Source organism: Streptacidiphilus sp. EB103A (genome assembly GCF_041261405.1).
In the GTDB taxonomy this organism is placed as follows: Bacteria; Actinomycetota; Actinomycetes; order Streptomycetales; family Streptomycetaceae; genus Streptacidiphilus.
The window spans coordinates 76,597-94,260 of sequence record NZ_JBGCAQ010000019.1 but is presented as its reverse complement, the minus strand read 5'-3'; the positions used below and the strand labels follow the sequence as shown (position 1 = coordinate 94,260).

Here is a 17,664-nt window from a genome sequence, read left to right as displayed (position 1 = left end):
TCCCTGACGAGCACAAGAAGATCAAGTCTGGGATGCGTACACGAATGCTCAGTCAAAGATGTTTGAGGCCCCAGACATGAACGAACGCGACATATCCGAGCCAGCCGAGGGCGCACCGCACCTGTCGGAGGCCGCGCGTGCCCTCTACCTGCGCCTACTGAGCGGAGCGCCGATCGCCGATGACAGCCCCGAGATCCGCGAACTCGCGGCCCAGGGGATGGTCGTGCGCACGATCCTGAACCCCCGGTGCTTCGCGGCGCTCGCCCCGCGGCACATCGAGCGGCTCATCCGCGCCCGAGAGCTCGACCGCCTCACGGAGAGCACCGACCGCCTGCGCGCGCTGCCTGCCTTCGTTGCAGGTCTGGAGAACGACTTCCTCGAGATGCGCGTCGCCACCGGCGCAACGCCGTCCCTCGGCAGTGAACTCCTGGTCGGGGCCCAGATCGACGCCGCGCTGGAGGATCTCGTCCACGGGGCCAAGGAAGAGATCTGCACCGCCATGCCCGGAGGCCCGCGCCCCGACCTGGTCGGCAAGCCCGCCGCATCACGCGAACTCGCCGCCATGCAGCGCGGTGTCCGCTGGCGCACCCTCTACCACGCCACCGCCAAGCTGTCCGGAGGCGGCCCCGAGTTCGCCCGCCAGGTGACGGCCCTGGGCAATGAGGTCCGGACCACGCACACCACCTTCCAGCGCACCATCCTGGTCGACGACACCGCAGCCCTGCTACCCGCCCTCCAGGAGCACACCCCGCAGGGGCAGCCCCGAGCCTGGCTGGTCCACGACCCCGCCGGCGTGGAGTTCGCCCGCCGACAGTTCGAGGCCGCCTGGTCCTTCGCGTCCCCCTGGCTCTTCCCGGCCCCCGATGAGGAGGGGATCAGCACCGCCATGCAGCGCCAGATCCTGCGCGGCCTGCTCGGCGGGAACACCCAGAAGGCCGTCGCTGGCAGCCTGAACATCTCCGCGAACTGGGCCTCCCAGCTCCTCAACGACCTCATGAAGCGGCTCAGCCTGCAGACCCGCGAGCAACTGATCGAGTGGTGGCTGGCCTCCGACGAAATCGACCTCCCCTGACCTGGTGCCGCACCCGGCCGGCGCGGGGACTACGATCACGAACGAAAATCCGGCAGGGGGGCCAATGAGGGAACGCACCGCAGCGCTGCTGCAGTTCGAGCAGCCGAGGCTGCTCAGCACCGATGCCCAGCAGGCGTACGTCCGCATGATGGACGGTGAGCAGCTCACCAGGGAGGAGCCGGGAGTCGGGGAGCTGATCGCCATGCACCTGGCCGTGCAGACCTCCCGCAACGAACAGCTCTTCTCCGCACTGTCCGCCCGCTCCGCTGAGAGGGTCCTGCGCCTACGCGCTCTGACCGCAGTTCGGCAGGCCGCTGACAACGCGCTCGAGCTCACCGAACTGATGAACCGACTCGAGGATCAACTCCCCTCGGCTCCGCCGCGACCCTTCACCTCGTCCCACGGCCGCCTCCTCGTCGGCAGCAGAGAGATCGACGAGGAGATCGAAGTGCTCGTGGCCTCCGCCAGACAATCCGTGTGGTCGGCCCAACCCGGCGCCGCACGCCCCGCACTTCTCAAAAGCCCCAAGGGATCCCGCGACGTCAGGGCCATGCAGCGAGGCGTCACCTACCGCACCATCTACGGATCACAGGCACGGGACTGCCAATCCGCCTCCGAGTTCGCGACGAACGCAACAGCCTGCGGCAGCGCAGTCCGACACACCGCCCACCCCTTCACCAGAATGATCGTCTTCGACGGGACAACAGCGGTAGTGCCGGCAACCCACAGTGCCGCCGTCGACGCAGACGTCGACGCCGGACCGAATACCCCCTACGCCTGGCTGCTCACAGACCGAGGGAGCGTGGACTTCGCCACCCAGCAGTTCGAGCTCACCTGGAACAACGCCCAACCATGGACCGCCACGGCTGACCCCTCCACCGCCCCGCTGACCAGCCCTTTGCAACGCCAGATTTTGCGCGGTCTGCTGTCGGGCCGGTCCCAAGGTGATGTCGCCACCGCTTTGGGAATCACCCAGTCCTACGCGTCCACACAACTGAGCCTCCTGCGTTCGAAGCTCGGCCTCACACGCGACCAGCTCATAGCTTGGTGGGTCGACAGCCCCGAGCAGCACATCAGCTGACTGCGGCTGCTCCGGCGCAGTGTGCTTCAGCACTTCGCACGATCCCCGCTTTGCCCAGTCGCGTGCAACGCGACCACCGGCGGAGGCACCGACCAGCGGAAGCGGAGCACTTCTACGTTGCTGCTGTCGCCATCCATGACCAGGGACGGGGTCCCCGGCGGCCCCTGAGGCAGTCGACGCGGTACTGGGCCTGCCCCAGCCAGTCGGGGTGCGTTGTCGCGTGCAGAGCTGCGTAGGTGACCATTCGCAGTTCCCGAGCACCGGCGAGGAGGGCGTAGCCGTCCCACTTGGTGACATCGAACCCGTAGAGAGCACAGAACTGGTCGTATTCGTCAGGCCGGACAGCCCCGGTCGTCCGAGCGCGGACGGCGGTGGAGACCAGGTCCCACTCCCGCAGTCCGAGCGAGAACCGCTCCAGGTCCATGAGCACGACCCGGCCCCCGGCTCTCACGATGTTGCCCGGCCATGCATCGCCGTGAACCGCGCAATCTGCCATGCCGGTCGGCCGACGTGCGGACCACTGCTGTGCTAGGTCTCGGTGCAGGCCGACGAGCCACCCATGATCGTCTGGGGTGAGTACGGATATGGCTTGGATCCGCTCGGCCAGCCGAACGAACGGGTCCAAGCGTCCAAGGTCGAAGCCCGTTGGAGGCGGCAGGGAGTGCAGCTTTCTGAGGGTGAGGGCGATGTCTTCCACCGTGCCGTGGCTGTGGGGCGGAAGCTCCTCCCAGAACGACACGGGCACCCCGCGGACGTTCACCGGCTGCTCCACCGCGAGTGGCTGCACCACGGCAATGCCGCTGCCGGCGAGCCAGCGAGCGACGTGAATCTCACGGGCAGCAGCGAACTGCTGTCCTCGCTGAGCGATCCGCATAATGATTCCCTGCGGGAGTCGCCAAGTCTGGTTCTCGGCGAGTCGAAGTACCTCAGCTCCCGCGGCATTCATGCCGACGGCGGAGCAAGCTTCCTCGAGTACGGCTCGGTTGCCTTGGGCGAGCTGGTTCATAGCCGCACCGTAGCGGCGATGCGCCCTTGGAGAGCGACGACCTCGGGGATCTTGTGGTGACGAGACGCCATTTGCCTAAGTTCCAGCAGATCGTCAGCTGTCCGCAGGGAGGTGATGCTGCCCCCAAGATCGAGTGCTCTGTTGCCGATCGAGACGGCTTCACGCGGGTCTCCGCGGAGCATGACGAGGGATGCGAGCTTGGTGCACGAGATGGCCTTCGACCGAGCGAAGGCAGGGCCGTGTCCGCGTACCGCCGTCTGAAATCGCTGGCCGGCCTGCGCGGGGTCGTGGCCGTCGATGCGGACCGCGAGGTCGTACAGCGCGTGCGCCGTATCACCATTGTGCTGTGCGTCTTCGTAGTACGCCATCCACGGCGGGTCGTCCTGCGGCTTGCGTTGCGCGAAGGCGTCGTCTGCAGCGCCGACTGCGGCGAGGGCTTCCTGGACGTTGCCGAGCTTCCCGAAGGCACGAGCACGAGCGGTATGAAGCATTGCCCTCTCGGTCGCCGTCAGCCGGTCGGCGCGTACGAGTCCCTTCTCCGCATGGGTCAAGCCGTCGTCAGCGTCGCCGATCCAGATCGCCTGGCGGGCGAGGATGGAGAAGCCCTTCGCGCGCAGGTGCCAGTCCTTGGCTTCCTCAGCGCATTCGACCGCGATCCGGAACGCGGTCCGGGCCTCTGGGTGCCGATACATGTCGAACTGAATCGCTCCCGTGACAAGGCCCAGGCGAGCCACCGCCGCCAAGAACGATGTGCGGTAGGCGAGGGGGCAATCCACGGCGAGTAGGCCGACTGCCCACTGCATGGTGTTCCCGGCGAGCTGTCCGATCAGGCCGCCCCCACCGCGCGCGTTGTCCCACCCTTGAAGGGTGCTGGCGATCTCTTCGAGTTGGGTGATCTCGAGGGGGGAGATCCGCGCGGGTAACGCTGGCGCTGCAGGCGCGAGGAGGGCGGAGAGGTCTATGGGCGTGAGAGCGGCAAGGCCGGCGGCGAGCAAGGTGCGACGGAACAAGGGATCCTGGCTCCTGGTTGACGGGGCATCGTCTCCCAGGATGCCTCCTTGCCCACCCCGGTCGAACCGTTGACCGGATCGGTCCCGCGTCTTGTCCGCATCGGGCCTGCGCTTATCCGCATCACCGAACGCCATGGCCCAAGCACGCGTGAAGAGGCCACCAGTCTGCAGGACCTGATCGAGCTTCGGTGCGAGGTCCTTCGGGCAACGGTAGTCCCCCTTCTCTACTTTCAAGATCACATCGACGCTGACCTGGAGCGCCTTGGCGAATGGGCCTGCGGTGGCGAACCCGGCGGCCTTTCGACGGAGCCGGATCTCGTTGCCGTACCAGGCCTCCGGGGAGCGGGATGGGTCGAGGACTCGCTCTGGCTGCGGCATCTTCACTCCTGGGCCCTGATGCGGATTCTCCGAAGTATCCGCATCAGTGACTGCGCGCTCGTCGTGCGGACTGGCTGAATAGTTGCTAATCGGTACAGCACCAGTACACACCGCAACCGAGCTCCCGTGTGGGGCGTTTCGATCAACAGGCTGGGCGGCTATGGCGAATGACACCGCATCGGATAGGGCCGGTGCCCGGTCCCTACTGCATTGCAAGCCCGGTCAGCTTCTGATCGACACGGAACTGACGGCGGAGTCGGTTGGCCATGCTGCCCTTATCGTGCAGCACACGCTCCGGCTGTGGGGCCTCTCCGGGCTCGCCGACACCACCGGCACCGCAACTGCCGCGCTACTCAGCGACGTGATCGCTCACTGGGGCGCCTCCAGTGCCATCGGACCCGCGGCAGCCCGATGCCTGGTTCAACGCGTTCCGGGCGCGGTGGCGCTGGTCGTCCGCGCCGACGGCCTCAGTGACCACAGCGAGTGCTCGGGGAGCGCGTGCGGCCGCGGCCGAGTCGCCGTTCGAAGGATGGCGGACGAGTTCACCGTCACCGCCACAGCCGCCGGCAGTGACAGTACCGCGGTCTTCCGCCTCCGGCCGGCAGCATGAACGCCCACCCGCGCTCATTGTCCGAGGCGCCACCACTTCGGCGCTGCGCCTCACATGATGCGCCAGCGCAGTTGGGTGTCCTCCTCGCGCAATCCGTCGATCCGTCGCTGGAGCTCGGCCATCTTCGACGGCTCGTGCCCGCTCTTACGAGCATTCGTAGTGATCATGCGCAGCTCACGAAGATCGCACAGCGTGCGGTATCCGGGCCAAGCGATGATGTCGTGTCCGTATGCCCGGGCGAAGGCACCGTAGCTTCCTGTTCCGTGACCGAAGCGTCTTGCGTGGACTTCTACTGTGACGAGATCCCATTCGGCTGGTCCGACGACGGCGCTGTCCCAGTCACAGAGAACGATGCGCCCCCTGTCGATGAGAGCGTTGCCGTGCTGGGGGTCACCGTGCAGGACTGCCGGGGGAAGCTGGTACTGGAGCTCCGTCAGGTCGATTTCGAGCTCGTCGGCTCGTTTGGTGAGGAATCGCCGGTCCTTGTCGACAAGCGTCTCAGCTGCTCCGAGGGAGTACCGCACGGCGCCGATCGCGTCGAGCACGGGCAGCGGGAAGGGTGGCATTCCTCCATCGTGCAGTTGGTGCAGGGGGGCAGCGAGGTCGCTGGTGGTGGGACTGCCGACCGGCTGCGGCACGCAGGTGTAGAAGGTCCCGACGTACTCACCGGCGACAACCGGCTGCTCGATGGGATGGAGAGTGACGGTCGGAAAGTCCTGGGCCATCAGCCATCGGACAAGCTCCACGGTCTGCCGGACGCGGTGTGGCCGGGTTCCTCTCCGGGCGATCTTGATGACGATCGGGTCATGTGCCAGGCGCAGGACCGCATTGGTCTGGCCACGCAGCAGTACGGCGGACTCGGGGTCGAGACGGGCAGCAGCGCACAGACGTCGCATGGCCTCGTGCAGTTCGTGCTCGGCGTAGCCGCCGGGCCTGCCAAGGGGGGCGATCATGGGGCCCAGCCTCGCGGAGACCGGGTGCTGGTGGTCGTGGCCTTGTCCATCCGACCTTCTCGAACGAAGCGTGTCCATCTCGGCGCGGAACCTCGAACCGGGAGGCTACCCAGTGGGGCCCCAGTATCGGTGGAGCATATCGCCGGGCCAGGGCGGCTGATGCCGGTCGCCTTACGGGCCGAACTGACCGAACAGCAGGAAGATGTCGGGAATTGGGGTCTCGTGCACGGCGTCGAGATAGAGGTCGGTGCCCTCGATGTGGAACGCCAGGCAGCTCTACACCGTGGCGATGGCGAGCAGATGGGAACTGGCAGCAAGGAGATCCGGGTAGGGATCGGCCAGCCGGGCGGCCGTGAGTGCCGAAAGCATGACCGGATCGTCGTCGGGCAATGGCTCTCCATCGCGCTGCTCAACGGCTTTCACCAACCCCCACATGGGGCCCTCCACGCCATAGACCGCGCGAGGCCGAAGGTCGGCGGCGGCCATCTCGTCGGCAAGCTGACTGGCGGTATGGAAGTGGGCGGCGGTGAAGCCCCGATGTCCGTCGTACTGCTGGGTGGCAAGAATACTCTCGACCGAGGCACGCAGTCGTTCGTTGGCAAGCATGCCCGTGGACGTGTGCTCGGCCAGGGATGCGTACCGATTGATCGCTGCCGCGGCGACCATCCCGCCCGGTCGCACGACACGGCGGGCTTCGGTGAGCGACGCGATTCGCTGCTCAGGGTCCAGGAGGTGGTAGAGCGGGCCCAGGATCAGCACCGCATCGAACGTGGCGTCAGCGGCCGTGAGAGCGCGTGCGTCTCCGAGCTCGACCGTGCAGTCGGCAACGCTCTGAGCCTGGTCCAGGTGTCGTTGCACAGGGTCGACAAGGTGGACCTGGTACCCCTCGCGAGCGAGCCAAGCGGCATGAGTACCGGGGCCTCCGCCGACGTCCAGCACGGATGCAGGCGCGTCCGGAAGGTGCAGGTGCAGGAGCTCCCGCGTGCGCAGCAGCTCCAGACGTCCATCAGCGCTATGGCGCAGCCGACTGGATTCGTCGAACTGCTCGCTGTACCAGGAGACGACTTGCTGGGTGACGTCATGGGCGGCCATGTGCGCATTCTGCACCTGGCCCGTACCGCCGCGGGGCGACTTTGCTCTAACCTGACCGGTCAACTGGTCCAGTCGGCGCAGCGAGACACGTTGCGCCAGCCCTTGAAAGTTGACCGATGCCCCTCAAGTACGAGCAGATCGCCGAGTCCATGCGCCTGCGCATCGCAGCCGGGGAGTTCCCACCCGGCGGCCTCCTCCCGTCCGGCCGGGACCTGTGCGAACAGTGGCAGGTCTCCCGCGCTACCGTCATCAAAGCCCTGGATCAACTCAAGGCGGACGCACTCATCGTCGGCCGACAGGGCTCCGGTTACACCGTCGCGCAGACGCCGGTGGGCCGTCCTGCCGGGGGTCGGCGATCGGGAACCACCAGGGCCAGCGGAATGCCGTTCACCCGGCTCGGCACACCCTGCTTGCAGGACCCGCCACCTCACGTGGCCGAGGCCCTGCAACTGCGGTCCGGGGAGAGGGCGCTGGCCCGAGCCCGGCTCATGCAGCTCGCCGACGGCACACCGCATTCCGTCGTGGTGGCATGGTTCCCCGCGGACATCGCTGAAGCTTGCCCGAGGCTCAGGATGGACGGGCCCATCGCCGAGGGCACCACCCGATACGTGGAACGGTGCACAGGGCGACGCCCGGGGAGCTCTTCGGAGGCCGGGGTCGATGTCGAGTCGGTCCGCTTGATCACCCAAGAGGAGGCCCTCCTGCTGGGTGTCCAGCTGCCGGCGGCCGTACACGTCCTGATGCACACCGCCAGGGACCAGCGCGACGCGGTACTGGTCGTCGAGGAAGGCGTGACCCCGGAAGGTACGTGGGAGCGGGTCTCGCGATACCCGATGGGTTAAGAGTTCTGACGCTCCATTGACTGGTCCGGTTAACCGGTCCAATCTGACTAAGCGGCTCAACCCCGCCGGGGCGGAGTGCTGTCCGCATATTCGCGAGGAGGACTCTCCTCATCGTTCTGGGCACGTGCGCCCCAAGGCGGGGGAGGAGGAAGGCCAACGTGAAGACCACTGCCAAGGCTCCGCGATCTACGGCATGGGTCCCTGTGAGCGGCTCTGGTGAGCAGCGTCCGCGGCAGAGAGCCATTGGCTCCTCGTGCGCACCGGATCCTGCGGAATTGCGCGATTCCGGGCTCGATGCGCAGCCGTCCGGTTTGCTGGGAATGCGCAATTCCGTAGCGGTGCCGTGGCCTGACGATGGATCGCCCTCGGCATCGACGCTGGTCGCGCGATCCATTGCGCTGTCAGGGCCGGAATGGTTCATCGAGTGCGCATCTGTCGCGGCCGTTGTGCATCGAGGCGCGGAAGCTACGACCGGGAATCTACTCGGTGGGCCTGGCCCAGTACTGGTTGAGCATTTCGCCGGGCCAGGGCGGCTGATGCCGGTCGCCTTGAGGGCCGAACTGATCGAACCAGGGCAGGATGTCGAGTACGGGTGTCCCGTTGATGGCGTCGAGGTCCACTACGTGGAGGTCGGTGCCGTCGATCTTGATCAGCCGGGGTGCGCTGATCCCGGTCTGACTCGGGTGACGGTGGTTTCGGTGCGCAAAGGTTCCGCTGGGTGCCCACCGGGAGTCCCCGCGCGGACTGCGGGTCCCCAGGTGCACGTCCTCGGCACGGGCCAGGTGGAATTTCCACAACACCAGAAGGTGCGAGAACTCCTCCAGGCCGGTGAGTGTGTCAGGGCCCAGTCCAGGTCGGAGACGGATGATGGATTGGACCCCGCCCCAGTAGTCGTCCGAGACCTGCGTGCGCTCGCTGATCACATGGGCGATGACCTCAACAGGCACCGTCGTGGGACTGTCTGTCATGGCGTTCTCCGATTCGTCTGGTCGTCACGCGGCGCGCGCGAGGTAGGCGGAAGCCCGGGCATCGATGTCGTGGACGGCGGATACGCCGCGCTGTCGGAACGGGGAGAGGGCGCACCGCATCTGCACTGCGGTCTGCACGGTGCGCCCGGACCGGATGCCGTCCATGCGGTCGAGGGCGTCGCTCCAGGTTGCGCAGGCTTGCTCGATGTTGCCTTGTCGGGCCTGTACGTCACCGAGGTACCCGAGGGTCACGGCGTGGGTCCGGGCGAATGCCGCTGTCTTGCGCGTCCTGACGCTTCGGTGGAACTCCCGTACGGCGCCGTCGAGATCGCCAACGTCGCGCAGGGCGCACGCGGTCTCATGGGCGAGGCTGGCTTCCTGGAAGAACCAGACGCGGGCCGGCTCGTCGTCTCCTGTTCCGGCGCGGGCGAGGTCGTCCTCTGCACGAAGCAGCGCCTTCGCTGCGCCGACCTTGTCGGAGTTGGAGGAGAGCGCGCGGGCATGGACGACGCCGAGCAGAGCGCGTTCGCGGTGGCTGGCTGTCCGGTAGCGCTCTCCGTCCACGGACGCGTCGGCGAGCGTCAATGCGAGTTGATAGTGCTTGAGGTCGTTCGCCTGGTGGGCTGCCGCCCGGAGCACGTGGCCGGCCAGCGGGGCGTTGTCTGCTTCGGCGGCGAGCTTCACGGCCAAGGTGAAGTAGCGCTGCGCTACCGCTTGCGAGCCGGCGTCGAACGCCATCCAGCCGGAGAGGTAGGAGAGCTCACCGGCGGCCGAGAACATCTCCTTGCGCAGTTCCTCAGTGGCGAAGCGGCCTTGGAGGTACTGGGCAACTTCGTGGTTGAGGTACTGCACGACGGCAGTGCGTCCGTGGCCTCCGCCGCGCCGCTGGTCCATGGTGGAGAACATGGCGACGGCGTCGCGGACGACCTCAAGGTCACCACGGCCAACCTGGGCTGCTTGGACACGCCCGCGTCCCTTTCCGCGAGCGGCCATGGCGGCCCACCAGCTCTGGCCGGGCACCGCGAGTGCGGCCACTTGGTAGGCGGTGGCGCCCAGTACCTGTCGGCGGTCGATTGTCACGTCGCGGCTCCAGAGATCGGACAGCGCGCTCAGGGTATCGCCGGCCCACAGGCCGTCCGCATCGGGAGCCACGTCGCGAGGGCCGAACCCGAGCTGGCCGGGGGTGACGACGCGCCCCAGACGCCGTCCGAGCGCCTCGCACAGAATCTCGGGGCCAGGCCCCTGGGGGACGGAGCCGGCGACCCATTTCGCGATGTGCGAGCGCTCTACGAGCGCGAACTGACTCGCCCCGTTCTCCAAGGCCACGCGTACGAACGCTGCAGCCGCCCTCGCGTAGGACCACTGCGCCTCGGTGAGCAGCGCAGCGAGCTCAGTGTTCCGTCTCCGGGTCGTCGCCACCGTCTCCCCCGCCTAGGTCGTGATCTTTCCACAGTTCCACAAGCTCGCCCTGTGGGCCAGGTAGCTGGCGGTCAGGCCGAGCGGTTTGCTCAATGTACTTGCAGAGAAATCCCTTTGACTGCACGTCGGTGGATCCAGCGCCGGCATGGACGGAGTACCCGCATGCGATCGACTCCTTTGACCATCGGCCGGACCTTCGGTGTCGCTCTGGACGACGGTGAGGACTTCTTCCCGCAGCTGACCGCCTTCTGCGAGCAGGAGGGCATTCGGTCGGGATACATCCCGATGCTCATCGGCGGGTTCAGCAGCGTGAAGCTCGTGGGTGCGTGCGAGCCGATCGCTCAGCCGGAGAGACCGGTCTGGGAGCACGTCGAGGTTCTGACTGTGGAGGCCCTCGGTTCGGGCACCCTCGCCTGGGACCCACAGACGGACCAGCTGGCACCGCACATCCATCTGACTGTCGGCGAGAAGGGTGCTTCCGCGCGGGGCCGCACGAGCCACCTGCTCGGCGGCGTCGTGCAGTTCATCTGCGAGCTGCAGATCGTCGAGGTCCTCGCCCCGGCGATGGTCCGGCCAAGAGTTGGCCCGTACGAGGTGCCCACCCTGCAATTCCAGCCAGCTGCACCAACGCGCTGACGTGGCCGACCAGAGGGGACAGCGGCATGCGCACGACGAACTTTCGGGTCCTGGTCCAGCAGAAGAACTGGACGACTCTGGCGGCGTTCAGCGGCCAGTGGAAGCGGGCCTGCCAGGAAGCCGCCCAGATCCACCAGGACGCCCGGCTGAAGGACATCCCGCTGTCGGAGCGCAACTTCAGCCGATGGATGCTCGGCGAGACCAAAAGCCTGCCCCGCCCCGACACCCGCCGCGTCCTCGAGCACCTCTTCGCTATGCCCGTGGAGGAGTTGTTCAAGGAGCACGCTGGGGTGGTGCCGCACGTCCGCCAGCCGTCCGGACCGGTCCGGGCGCAAGTTGACGCCCCGGAGGCCGACGAGCTGTTAACCGTCCAGGCAGCGGTCCCGATGGACTCGCTGCGTCCCGGCTCTGCGGCGGTCGACCCGTTGCTGGTGCCGCACTGGGGGGACCTGCTGCAGATCTTGTCGGACGCGCACAACAGCGCCGGCCCCCGCCGGATCCACGAATCAGCGATCCGGGAACTCGCGGTGATCCGGGGCTTTCGGCGTCAGGCGGCTGGGGCGATCCGGGTTGGCCTGCTCGGGGTGGAGGCTCGCTGGAGCGAGTTCGCGTCCTGGACGAGCGACAACCTGGGCCGAACCCGCGATGCCTCCTTCTGGCTGAGCCGTGCCTCCGAGCTCGCCCAGGAGGCGGGAGACCGAACGATGACGACGTATATCCAGATGCGCCAGGCTCAGCGCGCCGCCGATCACCTGGACGTCGCCGGGGCCCGGGCACTGTCGGTGGTCTCGAGCGATTTCCTGCAACTCAGTGCCCGGGATCAGGCCCTGTGCGAGGTCCGCCGGTCCCAGGGCGCGGCGCTGGCCGGTGACATGCCGGGCTTCTCGGCCGCGATCGCGAGCGCGGTCAGACTCGTGGAGCGCGCCGACACCACCGGGGTGAACGAGGACCCCGGGACGATCGGGCTGCACTGCAACCTCTCCTATGTGCAGGCTCACGAGGGCTTCGGCCTGATGCGCCTGGGGCAGGCGGGAGACGCGGTGCGGCACCTGGAGGGCGTTCTGGCGACTTGGCCGGCGGACTACCGTCAGGACGAGCAGTTGGCGCGGGCGTGGCTGGGGCTGGCCTACGCGGCCGAAGGGCGCTTCGACGAGGCCGCGGCCCAGGGGATGAGAGTGGTGACGATGCCGCCGACCGAGTCTGTTCGAGCTCTGCGGGCCTTGAGCCAGTTGGTCAGCTTCGTCCCGCAGGAGTCCGGCGGTGCGGAGATCGAGCGATTCCGCCTCACCTGCGCCGTCTTGGCACCGAGAATGTGACGATGCACCTTCCAATGTCCACCACAGCAGAGGAAGCCGCCCGCGCGGCCCGCGTCGCGGTCCTGCCGATCGGCAGCTTCGAACAGCACGGCCCCCATCTGCCCCTGAGTACCGACTCCATCATCGCCGGCGCCGTCGCCCAGGCGGTGGCCCGAACCTACGATCTCCTGCTCCTACCTCCGCTGACCTTCGGCTGCTCCCAGGAGCACGCGAAGTGGCCGGGGACCGTGAGCATCCGCGCGTCCACACTGATAGCGCTCGTCCATGACATCGCCGCGTCCCTGGAGGAGTCCGGGGTTCGGGGCCTGGTGGTGGTCAACGGGCACGGTGGGAACTACGCGCTGTCGAATGTAGTGCAGGAAGCCAACGTGCGCGGACCCAGGATGGCGCTGTTCCCCACGCGCAGCGACTGGGAGCGCGCCCGCGGCAAGGCGGGCCTGGTCAGCAGCAGCCACGACGACATGCACGCCGGCGAGGTGGAGACCTCACTGCTCCTCCATGTGAACCCGGACGCCGTCAAGCCCGGCTTCGAGGGCGCGGACCACCTCGCTGACCGGCCTCACCTCCTCACTCTGGGAATGGACGCCTACACCACCAGCGGGGTGATAGGCCGGCCGTCGCTGGGCACCGCGGACAAGGGGCGGGCCGTCTTGGACAGCCTCACCAGCGACTTCGCCGCAACCCTCGCACTGCTCTCCGGGACGGAGAGCACGGGGAGCGACGGGGCTTCGAGTGGAAAGGGAACACAGTGAAGGACGAGACGAACTTCCGAGCCCTGGTCGAGCAGCGGCGCTGGTCGGCGCAGGCCTTCTCCGCCGTGTGGCGGCGGGCCTGCCAGGAACTGGATGAGACCCCGGGGGCTCCTGCCGTGGGCGAGGTGCCCCTGTCCGAGCGGACCTTCCAGCGGTGGATGCTGGGCGGGCTGGGGACCATGCCCCGCGGGGACTACCGGTGTGTCTTGGAGCACCTGTTCGGCATGTCGGCCGAGGAGCTGTTCGGTCCGGTGACGCCCGGCGCCGACCAGGGCCAGGCCAGGGCAGGAGAGCCGACCGCCTGATGCGCACGACGAACTTTCGGGTCCTGGTCCAGCAGAAGAACTGGACGACTCTGGCGGCGTTCAGCGGCCAGTGGAAGCGGGCCTGCCAGGAAGCCGCCCAGATCCACCAGGACGCCCGGCTGAAGGACATCCCGCTGTCGGAGCGCAACTTCAGCCGATGGATGCTCGGCGAGACCAAAAGCCTGCCCCGCCCCGACACCCGCCGCGTCCTGGAGTACCTCTTCGGGATGGCTGCCGAGCAGTTGTTCGCCGAGCCCGAGGCCGCCCCCGCGTTGCCCGCCCCGGTCACTGCGCAGGTCGGGTCATCGGACGTCGAGGCCTACCCTCTGTCTCCTGCCTCGTCCTGGGACGTTCCCGGAGACATCCTGTACCAGGCCCGTGCGATCCTGACCCCGACGTCCGATCCGGCGCTGTTAGCGTTGGCCGCCGAGACGATCGCGGACATCGTGAGCCGTTATGAGGCCCTGGGCCCACAGCCGTTGGTCGGCGAGGCCCGGATGCTGCGCAAGATGCTCCACGTGCTGCTGCGCGGCCACCCCGTGCCCGCGCAGCGTCAGGATCTCTTCACCGTGGCCGCGCAGGCATCCGGTCTGCTTGGGTACATGGCGACCAACGCGGGTCACGCCGCTGCTGCCGCGGCGTACTGCACCGAGGCACTCGCGCTGGCCGAGAGCGCCGGCGACACCGCGCTGATGATGTGGGTGCTAGGGACGCGTTCCTTCGGGCTGTACTACAGCGGCCGATTCGCGGAAGCGGACGCCGCCGCCGAGGCCGGGATCCGCTTGGCGCCGGACAGTCCGCAGGCCATTCGGCTGCTGGTCAACGGCCGGGCCAGGGCGCTGGCCCGGCTCGGCGATCCGCAGGAGGCGAACAGGGCCATCGGCCTGGCACTGGAGCTGTCGGACCGCCAGCCCTCGCTGCCGGAGGGCATCACGTCGTGTATCGCTTTCGGACCGTACTCGTTGGCGAGGACCCTGGCGAACGCCGTGACGGCACATCTGTCGATCGGTGAGGTCGAGCAGGTCCTGGCGTACGCGACGCAGCTCGAGGACCTGATCGACCAGTCGGACTCGCGGTGGACCCGGGCCCTGGTGTCGCTGGACGTGGCTACGGCGCTGGTGCAGCAACCGGGCCCCGACCTGGAGCAGTCGATGGCGCTGGGAGTCCGGGCCCTGCGGGTCAGCGGCTCCGCCCCGATCCAGTCCGTGTGGCAGCGGGGGCACGAGCTGCACCGGCAGGCCCGCAGGTGGCAGGAGGAGGCGGTGGTGCGGGACTATGCGGAGGAACTCCGCGGCTGGACGTTCCGGCCCGAGCCGGATGCGGCGGAGTCCGAGCCCCTGCCCTCCTCCCCCTGAGTACCGACCCTGAGGTGAACTGGTGACGACCCAGCTGGACCACGACAGCCGGGCCTTTCCCCCCGCTGCGCCAGCCGACCTGAACGACGCGCGCGTCATCGTCGACAACGACTGGTCGGCATTCCGGAGCGTCGAGACGATGGCCGACCACTGGGACCGCCCCGGCTGGGTTCCCGGGCACCGCGCCTACTACTGGATGCTGACGTTTCCGCAGTCACCGGACCTGCTCGCGGAGGCAGCCCATGGGCAACGGGCCATCGACCCGTTCGCCTTGGACCCGGTGCCCGGCGACGGGCTGCATGTCACCATGAACAAGATCGGCAGCGCCGGGGCGGTCGCGCCGGCCACGGTGGACCGTCTTGCCCGGCAGGCCGACGGGGCCAGCGGCGGGGCATTCTCGATCGACGCCCATCCCATGGCCGGCTCTCGCGGCTCGATCCGCTTCAGCTTGGCTCCCTGGGAGCCGCTGGTGCGCCTTCACGCGGCCCTGGCAGTCGCCGGTGAGCGCGCCGGCGTGCCGGGCGGCAAGCCGGTTCGCGGATTCCGCCCCCATCTGGGAATCGCCTACAGCAACCGTCCCCAGCCTGCAGCTCCGCTGATCCGGGCAGTGGGAGTCCTGCGTGGCCGCGCCGCGGTGAGTCTGCCGATCGGCCACGTCGACCTGGTGGAGTTGCGCCGGGAGGAGCGGGTCTACCGCTGGGACGTCCTGCACCGGGTCCCGTTGCCGGCGGTGTGAACCACCCCGGCGGTGCAGGGAGGCGATCGGCGGCCGCCAGGGTTCCTCATCCACCGGCGGCCGCCGCTCTCGGTCAGAGCAGCTGAGCCACGCGCACGCTGCTGGCCTTCAGGGCGATCTCCTCCGCTTCCAGGGCAGGTGTGGAGCGGGCGGTGACCGCCGCGCCGACCGGAAGCCATACCTGGTCCTCGCGGCGGAAGACGGTGCGCAGGATCTGCGACCAGTTCAGCCGGCCAGCTGGCGAGGCGTATCCCACCAGGCCGTAGTACGGGCCACGGGGATGCTCCTCCAGCAGTGCGATCTGCTCGAGTCCCGAGGTCGCGGGGCTGGCTCCGGTCGGCAGGAGGCCGAGCAGGACGTCGGCGAGGTCGCGGTCGGGCTTCGGTTCCACCTGCAGCCGGCTGAGGCCGTGGGTGAGCTCGCGCAGGTGCAGGTCCTGGCGCGGAGAGCGGTGGACCCGGGCGAAGGCGGCCAGGGACTGGGTCAAGGACCTGAGCGAGGACTCGTGCTCCTCCACCAGGCGCCGGTCCCAGTCAGGAAGCCCGGCTGCGGAGCGAGCGGTGGTGCTGGAGAGCTTGTTGCAGGTGAACCGTCGACCCGTCCCGTCGATCAGCAGTTCGGGGCTCGTGCCGGCGAACTCGGTACCTTGATGGTGGAGGTAGTAGGAGCGCGACAGTCCGCGGTCGTCGTACTGGCCGGCGGCCATGGTATCCAGCAGGCACGCTCCGGTGTCCTGCCAGGTCTGCCTGGTGGCGACGGTGATCCGTCGTCCGGCGTCAGTGCCGATCCAGTGCAGGGCCTGGCCGACGGTGTCCTCGAAGCGGTGCCGGACGGCCGGGGTGACGGGCGGCGGGGCTGCTGCGCGCACCGGGCCGGTGGCATTGCGTGCCGTCCTGGTCCCGTCGCAGAACGCTACGGCACCGTGCGCCTCGACAACCGCCACACGGGTTGGGGCGACCAGTAGCAGGTCCGGAACCGGGCCGGTGGCCAGAGTCGGGACGAGGCGGGTGTGAACGCCGAACCCCAGGTACCCCATCACCCACCGCTCGGTGTTCGCGGCCAGGAAGGCCGACAGGGCGGCTTCGACAGAGTCCTCGGTCGGCGGCGCGCTCGCGGCCGTACCGGTGAGTGACCGACGGTGCAGCAGGAGGGTGCGTTCAGCTCCCAGGCCGACGATCATGCGACGGCGGGTGCCGTAGCCGATCACGGTGTCTTCCGGGGCGTCGCGCAGGTGCTCGCTGATCAGGGTCCGTGCGATGTTGCGGGCGTCAGAGGTCATCCTCGTCCATCCCCAGGTCCGCCAGGAGGAAGCCGAGGTGGGTGCGCAGGAAGGCCTGTGTGCGGGGCTGGTTCTCCTTCTCGCAGGCGCCGTCGACCTCTTCGGGGGTGAGGATGTCGCCGAACTGTTCGTTGCGCTCGCGCAGCTTCTGGTGGGAGATCGCTCGCAGGATCCGGGCCGTCTCCCCCCACTGCTCGGGGGTGAGGTTCTGGGCGCGGGCGCTTCGGAAGCGGCCCAGCAGGTGCCGGGTCTCGTCGTCGATGGTGCGGTTCGCCACCGCGATGACTTCCCGGTCGACGGGGTTGTCGGTGTCGAGCAGGTCGGCGGCCGAGCGGATGCCGAAGTACAGGCCCAGGCCGCCGCCTTCGGACAGGTCGACCGCGACGGCCCCGATCTTGTCGTCGCGGTAGTGCAGGCGCAGTTCGGTCAGGGCCACGCCCTGGGGCAGCGTCCCCAAGGAGGCGATGGAGGGGGGCGGGGTGCTGGTCTCGATCAGCAGGTACAGGTCGTGCAGTTGGGCGTAGTGGCGCAGTTCGTCGCTGGCGAAGGACAGCTTGGTGTAGGTGCTCTTCAGGGGGTGGGGGGCTACCGTGCCGCCGTCCAGCGGGGCGACCTCGGCGGCGACTTCGCGGATCATGCTGGCGACGGTGGTGTCGCGCGGCCCGTACACGCCGCTCCCGGTCCACTCTTTGAACATCTGATGGCCCACCCAGAGCTTGTCGGCGTCGGCCGACCGCGTGGGCGAGGCGAAGTAGCGGGTGGCGATCTCGTGTTCGGCGGCCCAGTACGGGGCGCTGTCGAGCAGGGCCTGCTGGATGGTGGAGGTCTTCACGGGGGTTCCTTTGCTGCTCGGT

Annotated in this window: 18 protein-coding genes; 10 read left to right on the top strand and 8 right to left on the bottom strand. The window is 68.3% G+C overall.

Features of this window, described 5'->3' with window-relative positions; genetic code table 11:
* Nucleotides 1-76: 76 nt before the first annotated feature.
* Both ABH941_RS29010 and ABH941_RS29005 read left to right on the top strand, forming a co-directional pair.
* Nucleotides 77-1,072: a hypothetical protein gene (locus tag ABH941_RS29010; RefSeq protein ID WP_370132520.1), complete on the top strand. Its 996-nt coding sequence runs from the start codon at nucleotides 77-79 to the stop codon at nucleotides 1,070-1,072.
* Nucleotides 1,073-1,136: 64 nt separating this feature from the next.
* The gene (locus ABH941_RS29005; protein WP_370132519.1) at nucleotides 1,137-2,153 is read left to right on the top strand and encodes a hypothetical protein; all 1,017 of its coding nucleotides are present in this window, start codon (nucleotides 1,137-1,139) and stop codon (nucleotides 2,151-2,153) included.
* Nucleotides 2,154-2,265: 112 nt separating this feature from the next.
* Here ABH941_RS29005 and ABH941_RS29000 read toward each other — a convergent pair whose 3' ends face one another.
* A complete protein-coding gene (locus tag ABH941_RS29000) occupies nucleotides 2,266-3,159 on the bottom strand; it encodes an aminoglycoside phosphotransferase family protein (RefSeq protein ID WP_370132518.1) in 894 nt (297 codons plus the stop codon).
* Nucleotides 3,156-4,547 carry an XRE family transcriptional regulator gene (locus ABH941_RS28995; protein ID WP_370132517.1) on the bottom strand — a complete coding sequence of 464 codons (1,392 nt, stop codon included), beginning with the start codon at nucleotides 4,545-4,547 and terminating at the stop codon, nucleotides 3,156-3,158. Before ABH941_RS28995 ends, ABH941_RS29000 begins: the two co-directional genes overlap by 4 nt.
* A gap of 280 nt (nucleotides 4,548-4,827) precedes the next feature.
* Here ABH941_RS28995 and ABH941_RS28990 point away from each other — a divergent pair, with 280 nt between their 5' ends.
* On the top strand, nucleotides 4,828-5,157 hold the full coding sequence (locus ABH941_RS28990) for a hypothetical protein (protein WP_370132516.1): 330 nt from the start codon (nucleotides 4,828-4,830) through the stop codon (nucleotides 5,155-5,157).
* 50 nt (nucleotides 5,158-5,207) lie between these two features.
* On the opposite strand, the gene ABH941_RS28985 is transcribed toward ABH941_RS28990, so the two are convergent.
* Both ABH941_RS28985 and ABH941_RS28980 read right to left on the bottom strand, forming a co-directional pair.
* Complete coding sequence (locus ABH941_RS28985) at nucleotides 5,208-6,110, bottom strand: phosphotransferase (RefSeq protein ID WP_370132515.1); 903 nt, start codon at nucleotides 6,108-6,110, stop codon at nucleotides 5,208-5,210.
* 276 nt (nucleotides 6,111-6,386) lie between these two features.
* Nucleotides 6,387-7,202 (bottom strand): class I SAM-dependent methyltransferase, encoded by an 816-nt coding sequence (locus ABH941_RS28980; protein ID WP_370132514.1) that lies wholly within the window; start codon nucleotides 7,200-7,202, stop codon nucleotides 6,387-6,389.
* 116 nt (nucleotides 7,203-7,318) lie between these two features.
* On the opposite strand from ABH941_RS28980, the gene ABH941_RS28975 reads away from it, so the two are divergent.
* On the top strand, nucleotides 7,319-8,044 hold the full coding sequence (locus ABH941_RS28975) for a GntR family transcriptional regulator (protein WP_370132513.1): 726 nt from the start codon (nucleotides 7,319-7,321) through the stop codon (nucleotides 8,042-8,044).
* A 479-nt stretch (nucleotides 8,045-8,523) separates the two neighbouring features.
* Here ABH941_RS28975 and ABH941_RS28970 read toward each other — a convergent pair whose 3' ends face one another.
* Entirely contained in the window at nucleotides 8,524-9,012 is a 489-nt protein-coding gene (locus ABH941_RS28970) for a TrmO family methyltransferase (protein ID WP_370132512.1), read from the bottom strand.
* Nucleotides 9,013-9,036: 24 nt separating this feature from the next.
* On the bottom strand, nucleotides 9,037-10,338 hold the full coding sequence (locus tag ABH941_RS28965; protein WP_370132511.1) for a Tat pathway signal protein: 1,302 nt from the start codon (nucleotides 10,336-10,338) through the stop codon (nucleotides 9,037-9,039).
* A gap of 255 nt (nucleotides 10,339-10,593) precedes the next feature.
* Between ABH941_RS28965 and ABH941_RS28960 the strand changes: the two genes are divergently transcribed.
* Genes ABH941_RS28960 through ABH941_RS28935 form a run of 6 tightly spaced genes read left to right on the top strand, consistent with a single transcriptional unit; the run spans nucleotide 10,594 to nucleotide 15,531 of the window.
* On the top strand, nucleotides 10,594-11,067 hold the full coding sequence (locus ABH941_RS28960) for a PPC domain-containing DNA-binding protein (RefSeq protein ID WP_370132510.1): 474 nt from the start codon (nucleotides 10,594-10,596) through the stop codon (nucleotides 11,065-11,067).
* A 26-nt stretch (nucleotides 11,068-11,093) separates the two neighbouring features.
* Nucleotides 11,094-12,383 carry a tol-pal system YbgF family protein gene (locus ABH941_RS28955; RefSeq protein WP_370132509.1) on the top strand — a complete coding sequence of 430 codons (1,290 nt, stop codon included), beginning with the start codon at nucleotides 11,094-11,096 and terminating at the stop codon, nucleotides 12,381-12,383.
* A 14-nt stretch (nucleotides 12,384-12,397) separates the two neighbouring features.
* Complete coding sequence (locus ABH941_RS28950; protein ID WP_370132508.1) at nucleotides 12,398-13,135, top strand: creatininase family protein; 738 nt, start codon at nucleotides 12,398-12,400, stop codon at nucleotides 13,133-13,135.
* Nucleotides 13,132-13,440 carry a hypothetical protein gene (locus tag ABH941_RS28945; RefSeq protein WP_370132507.1) on the top strand — a complete coding sequence of 103 codons (309 nt, stop codon included), beginning with the start codon at nucleotides 13,132-13,134 and terminating at the stop codon, nucleotides 13,438-13,440. The genes ABH941_RS28950 and ABH941_RS28945 overlap by 4 nt, the downstream gene beginning before the upstream one ends.
* The gene (locus tag ABH941_RS28940) at nucleotides 13,440-14,795 is read left to right on the top strand and encodes a hypothetical protein (RefSeq protein WP_370132506.1); all 1,356 of its coding nucleotides are present in this window, start codon (nucleotides 13,440-13,442) and stop codon (nucleotides 14,793-14,795) included. Before ABH941_RS28945 ends, ABH941_RS28940 begins: the two co-directional genes overlap by 1 nt.
* Nucleotides 14,796-14,817: 22 nt before the next feature.
* Nucleotides 14,818-15,531: a 2'-5' RNA ligase family protein gene (locus tag ABH941_RS28935; RefSeq protein ID WP_370132505.1), complete on the top strand. Its 714-nt coding sequence runs from the start codon at nucleotides 14,818-14,820 to the stop codon at nucleotides 15,529-15,531.
* 73 nt (nucleotides 15,532-15,604) lie between these two features.
* Here ABH941_RS28935 and ABH941_RS28930 read toward each other — a convergent pair whose 3' ends face one another.
* Together ABH941_RS28930 and ABH941_RS28925 are read right to left on the bottom strand one after the other, a co-directional pair.
* A complete protein-coding gene (locus ABH941_RS28930; protein ID WP_370132504.1) occupies nucleotides 15,605-16,810 on the bottom strand; it encodes a chorismate-binding protein in 1,206 nt (401 codons plus the stop codon).
* Complete coding sequence (locus tag ABH941_RS28925) at nucleotides 16,800-17,642, bottom strand: hypothetical protein (RefSeq protein WP_370132503.1); 843 nt, start codon at nucleotides 17,640-17,642, stop codon at nucleotides 16,800-16,802. The genes ABH941_RS28930 and ABH941_RS28925 overlap by 11 nt, the downstream gene beginning before the upstream one ends.
* Nucleotides 17,643-17,664 lie beyond the last annotated feature (22 nt).

What these genes read in the sequence shown, in the direction of transcription:
- ABH941_RS29010 (WP_370132520.1), top strand. Translation starts at nt 77, where the DNA reads ATGAACGAACGCGACATATCCGAGCCAGCCGAGGGCGCACCGCACCTG.
- ABH941_RS29005 (WP_370132519.1), top strand. Translation starts at nt 1,137, where the DNA reads ATGAGGGAACGCACCGCAGCGCTGCTGCAGTTCGAGCAGCCGAGGCTG.
- ABH941_RS29000 (WP_370132518.1), bottom strand. Translation starts at nt 3,159, where the DNA reads ATGAACCAGCTCGCCCAAGGCAACCGAGCCGTACTCGAGGAAGCTTGC.
- ABH941_RS28995 (WP_370132517.1), bottom strand. Translation starts at nt 4,547, where the DNA reads ATGCCGCAGCCAGAGCGAGTCCTCGACCCATCCCGCTCCCCGGAGGCC.
- ABH941_RS28985 (WP_370132515.1), bottom strand. Translation starts at nt 6,110, where the DNA reads ATGATCGCCCCCCTTGGCAGGCCCGGCGGCTACGCCGAGCACGAACTG.
- ABH941_RS28980 (WP_370132514.1), bottom strand. Translation starts at nt 7,202, where the DNA reads ATGGCCGCCCATGACGTCACCCAGCAAGTCGTCTCCTGGTACAGCGAG.
- ABH941_RS28975 (WP_370132513.1), top strand. Translation starts at nt 7,319, where the DNA reads ATGCCCCTCAAGTACGAGCAGATCGCCGAGTCCATGCGCCTGCGCATC.
- ABH941_RS28970 (WP_370132512.1), bottom strand. Translation starts at nt 9,012, where the DNA reads ATGACAGACAGTCCCACGACGGTGCCTGTTGAGGTCATCGCCCATGTG.
- ABH941_RS28960 (WP_370132510.1), top strand. Translation starts at nt 10,594, where the DNA reads ATGCGATCGACTCCTTTGACCATCGGCCGGACCTTCGGTGTCGCTCTG.
- ABH941_RS28955 (WP_370132509.1), top strand. Translation starts at nt 11,094, where the DNA reads ATGCGCACGACGAACTTTCGGGTCCTGGTCCAGCAGAAGAACTGGACG.
- ABH941_RS28950 (WP_370132508.1), top strand. Translation starts at nt 12,398, where the DNA reads ATGTCCACCACAGCAGAGGAAGCCGCCCGCGCGGCCCGCGTCGCGGTC.
- ABH941_RS28940 (WP_370132506.1), top strand. Translation starts at nt 13,440, where the DNA reads ATGCGCACGACGAACTTTCGGGTCCTGGTCCAGCAGAAGAACTGGACG.
- ABH941_RS28930 (WP_370132504.1), bottom strand. Translation starts at nt 16,810, where the DNA reads ATGACCTCTGACGCCCGCAACATCGCACGGACCCTGATCAGCGAGCAC.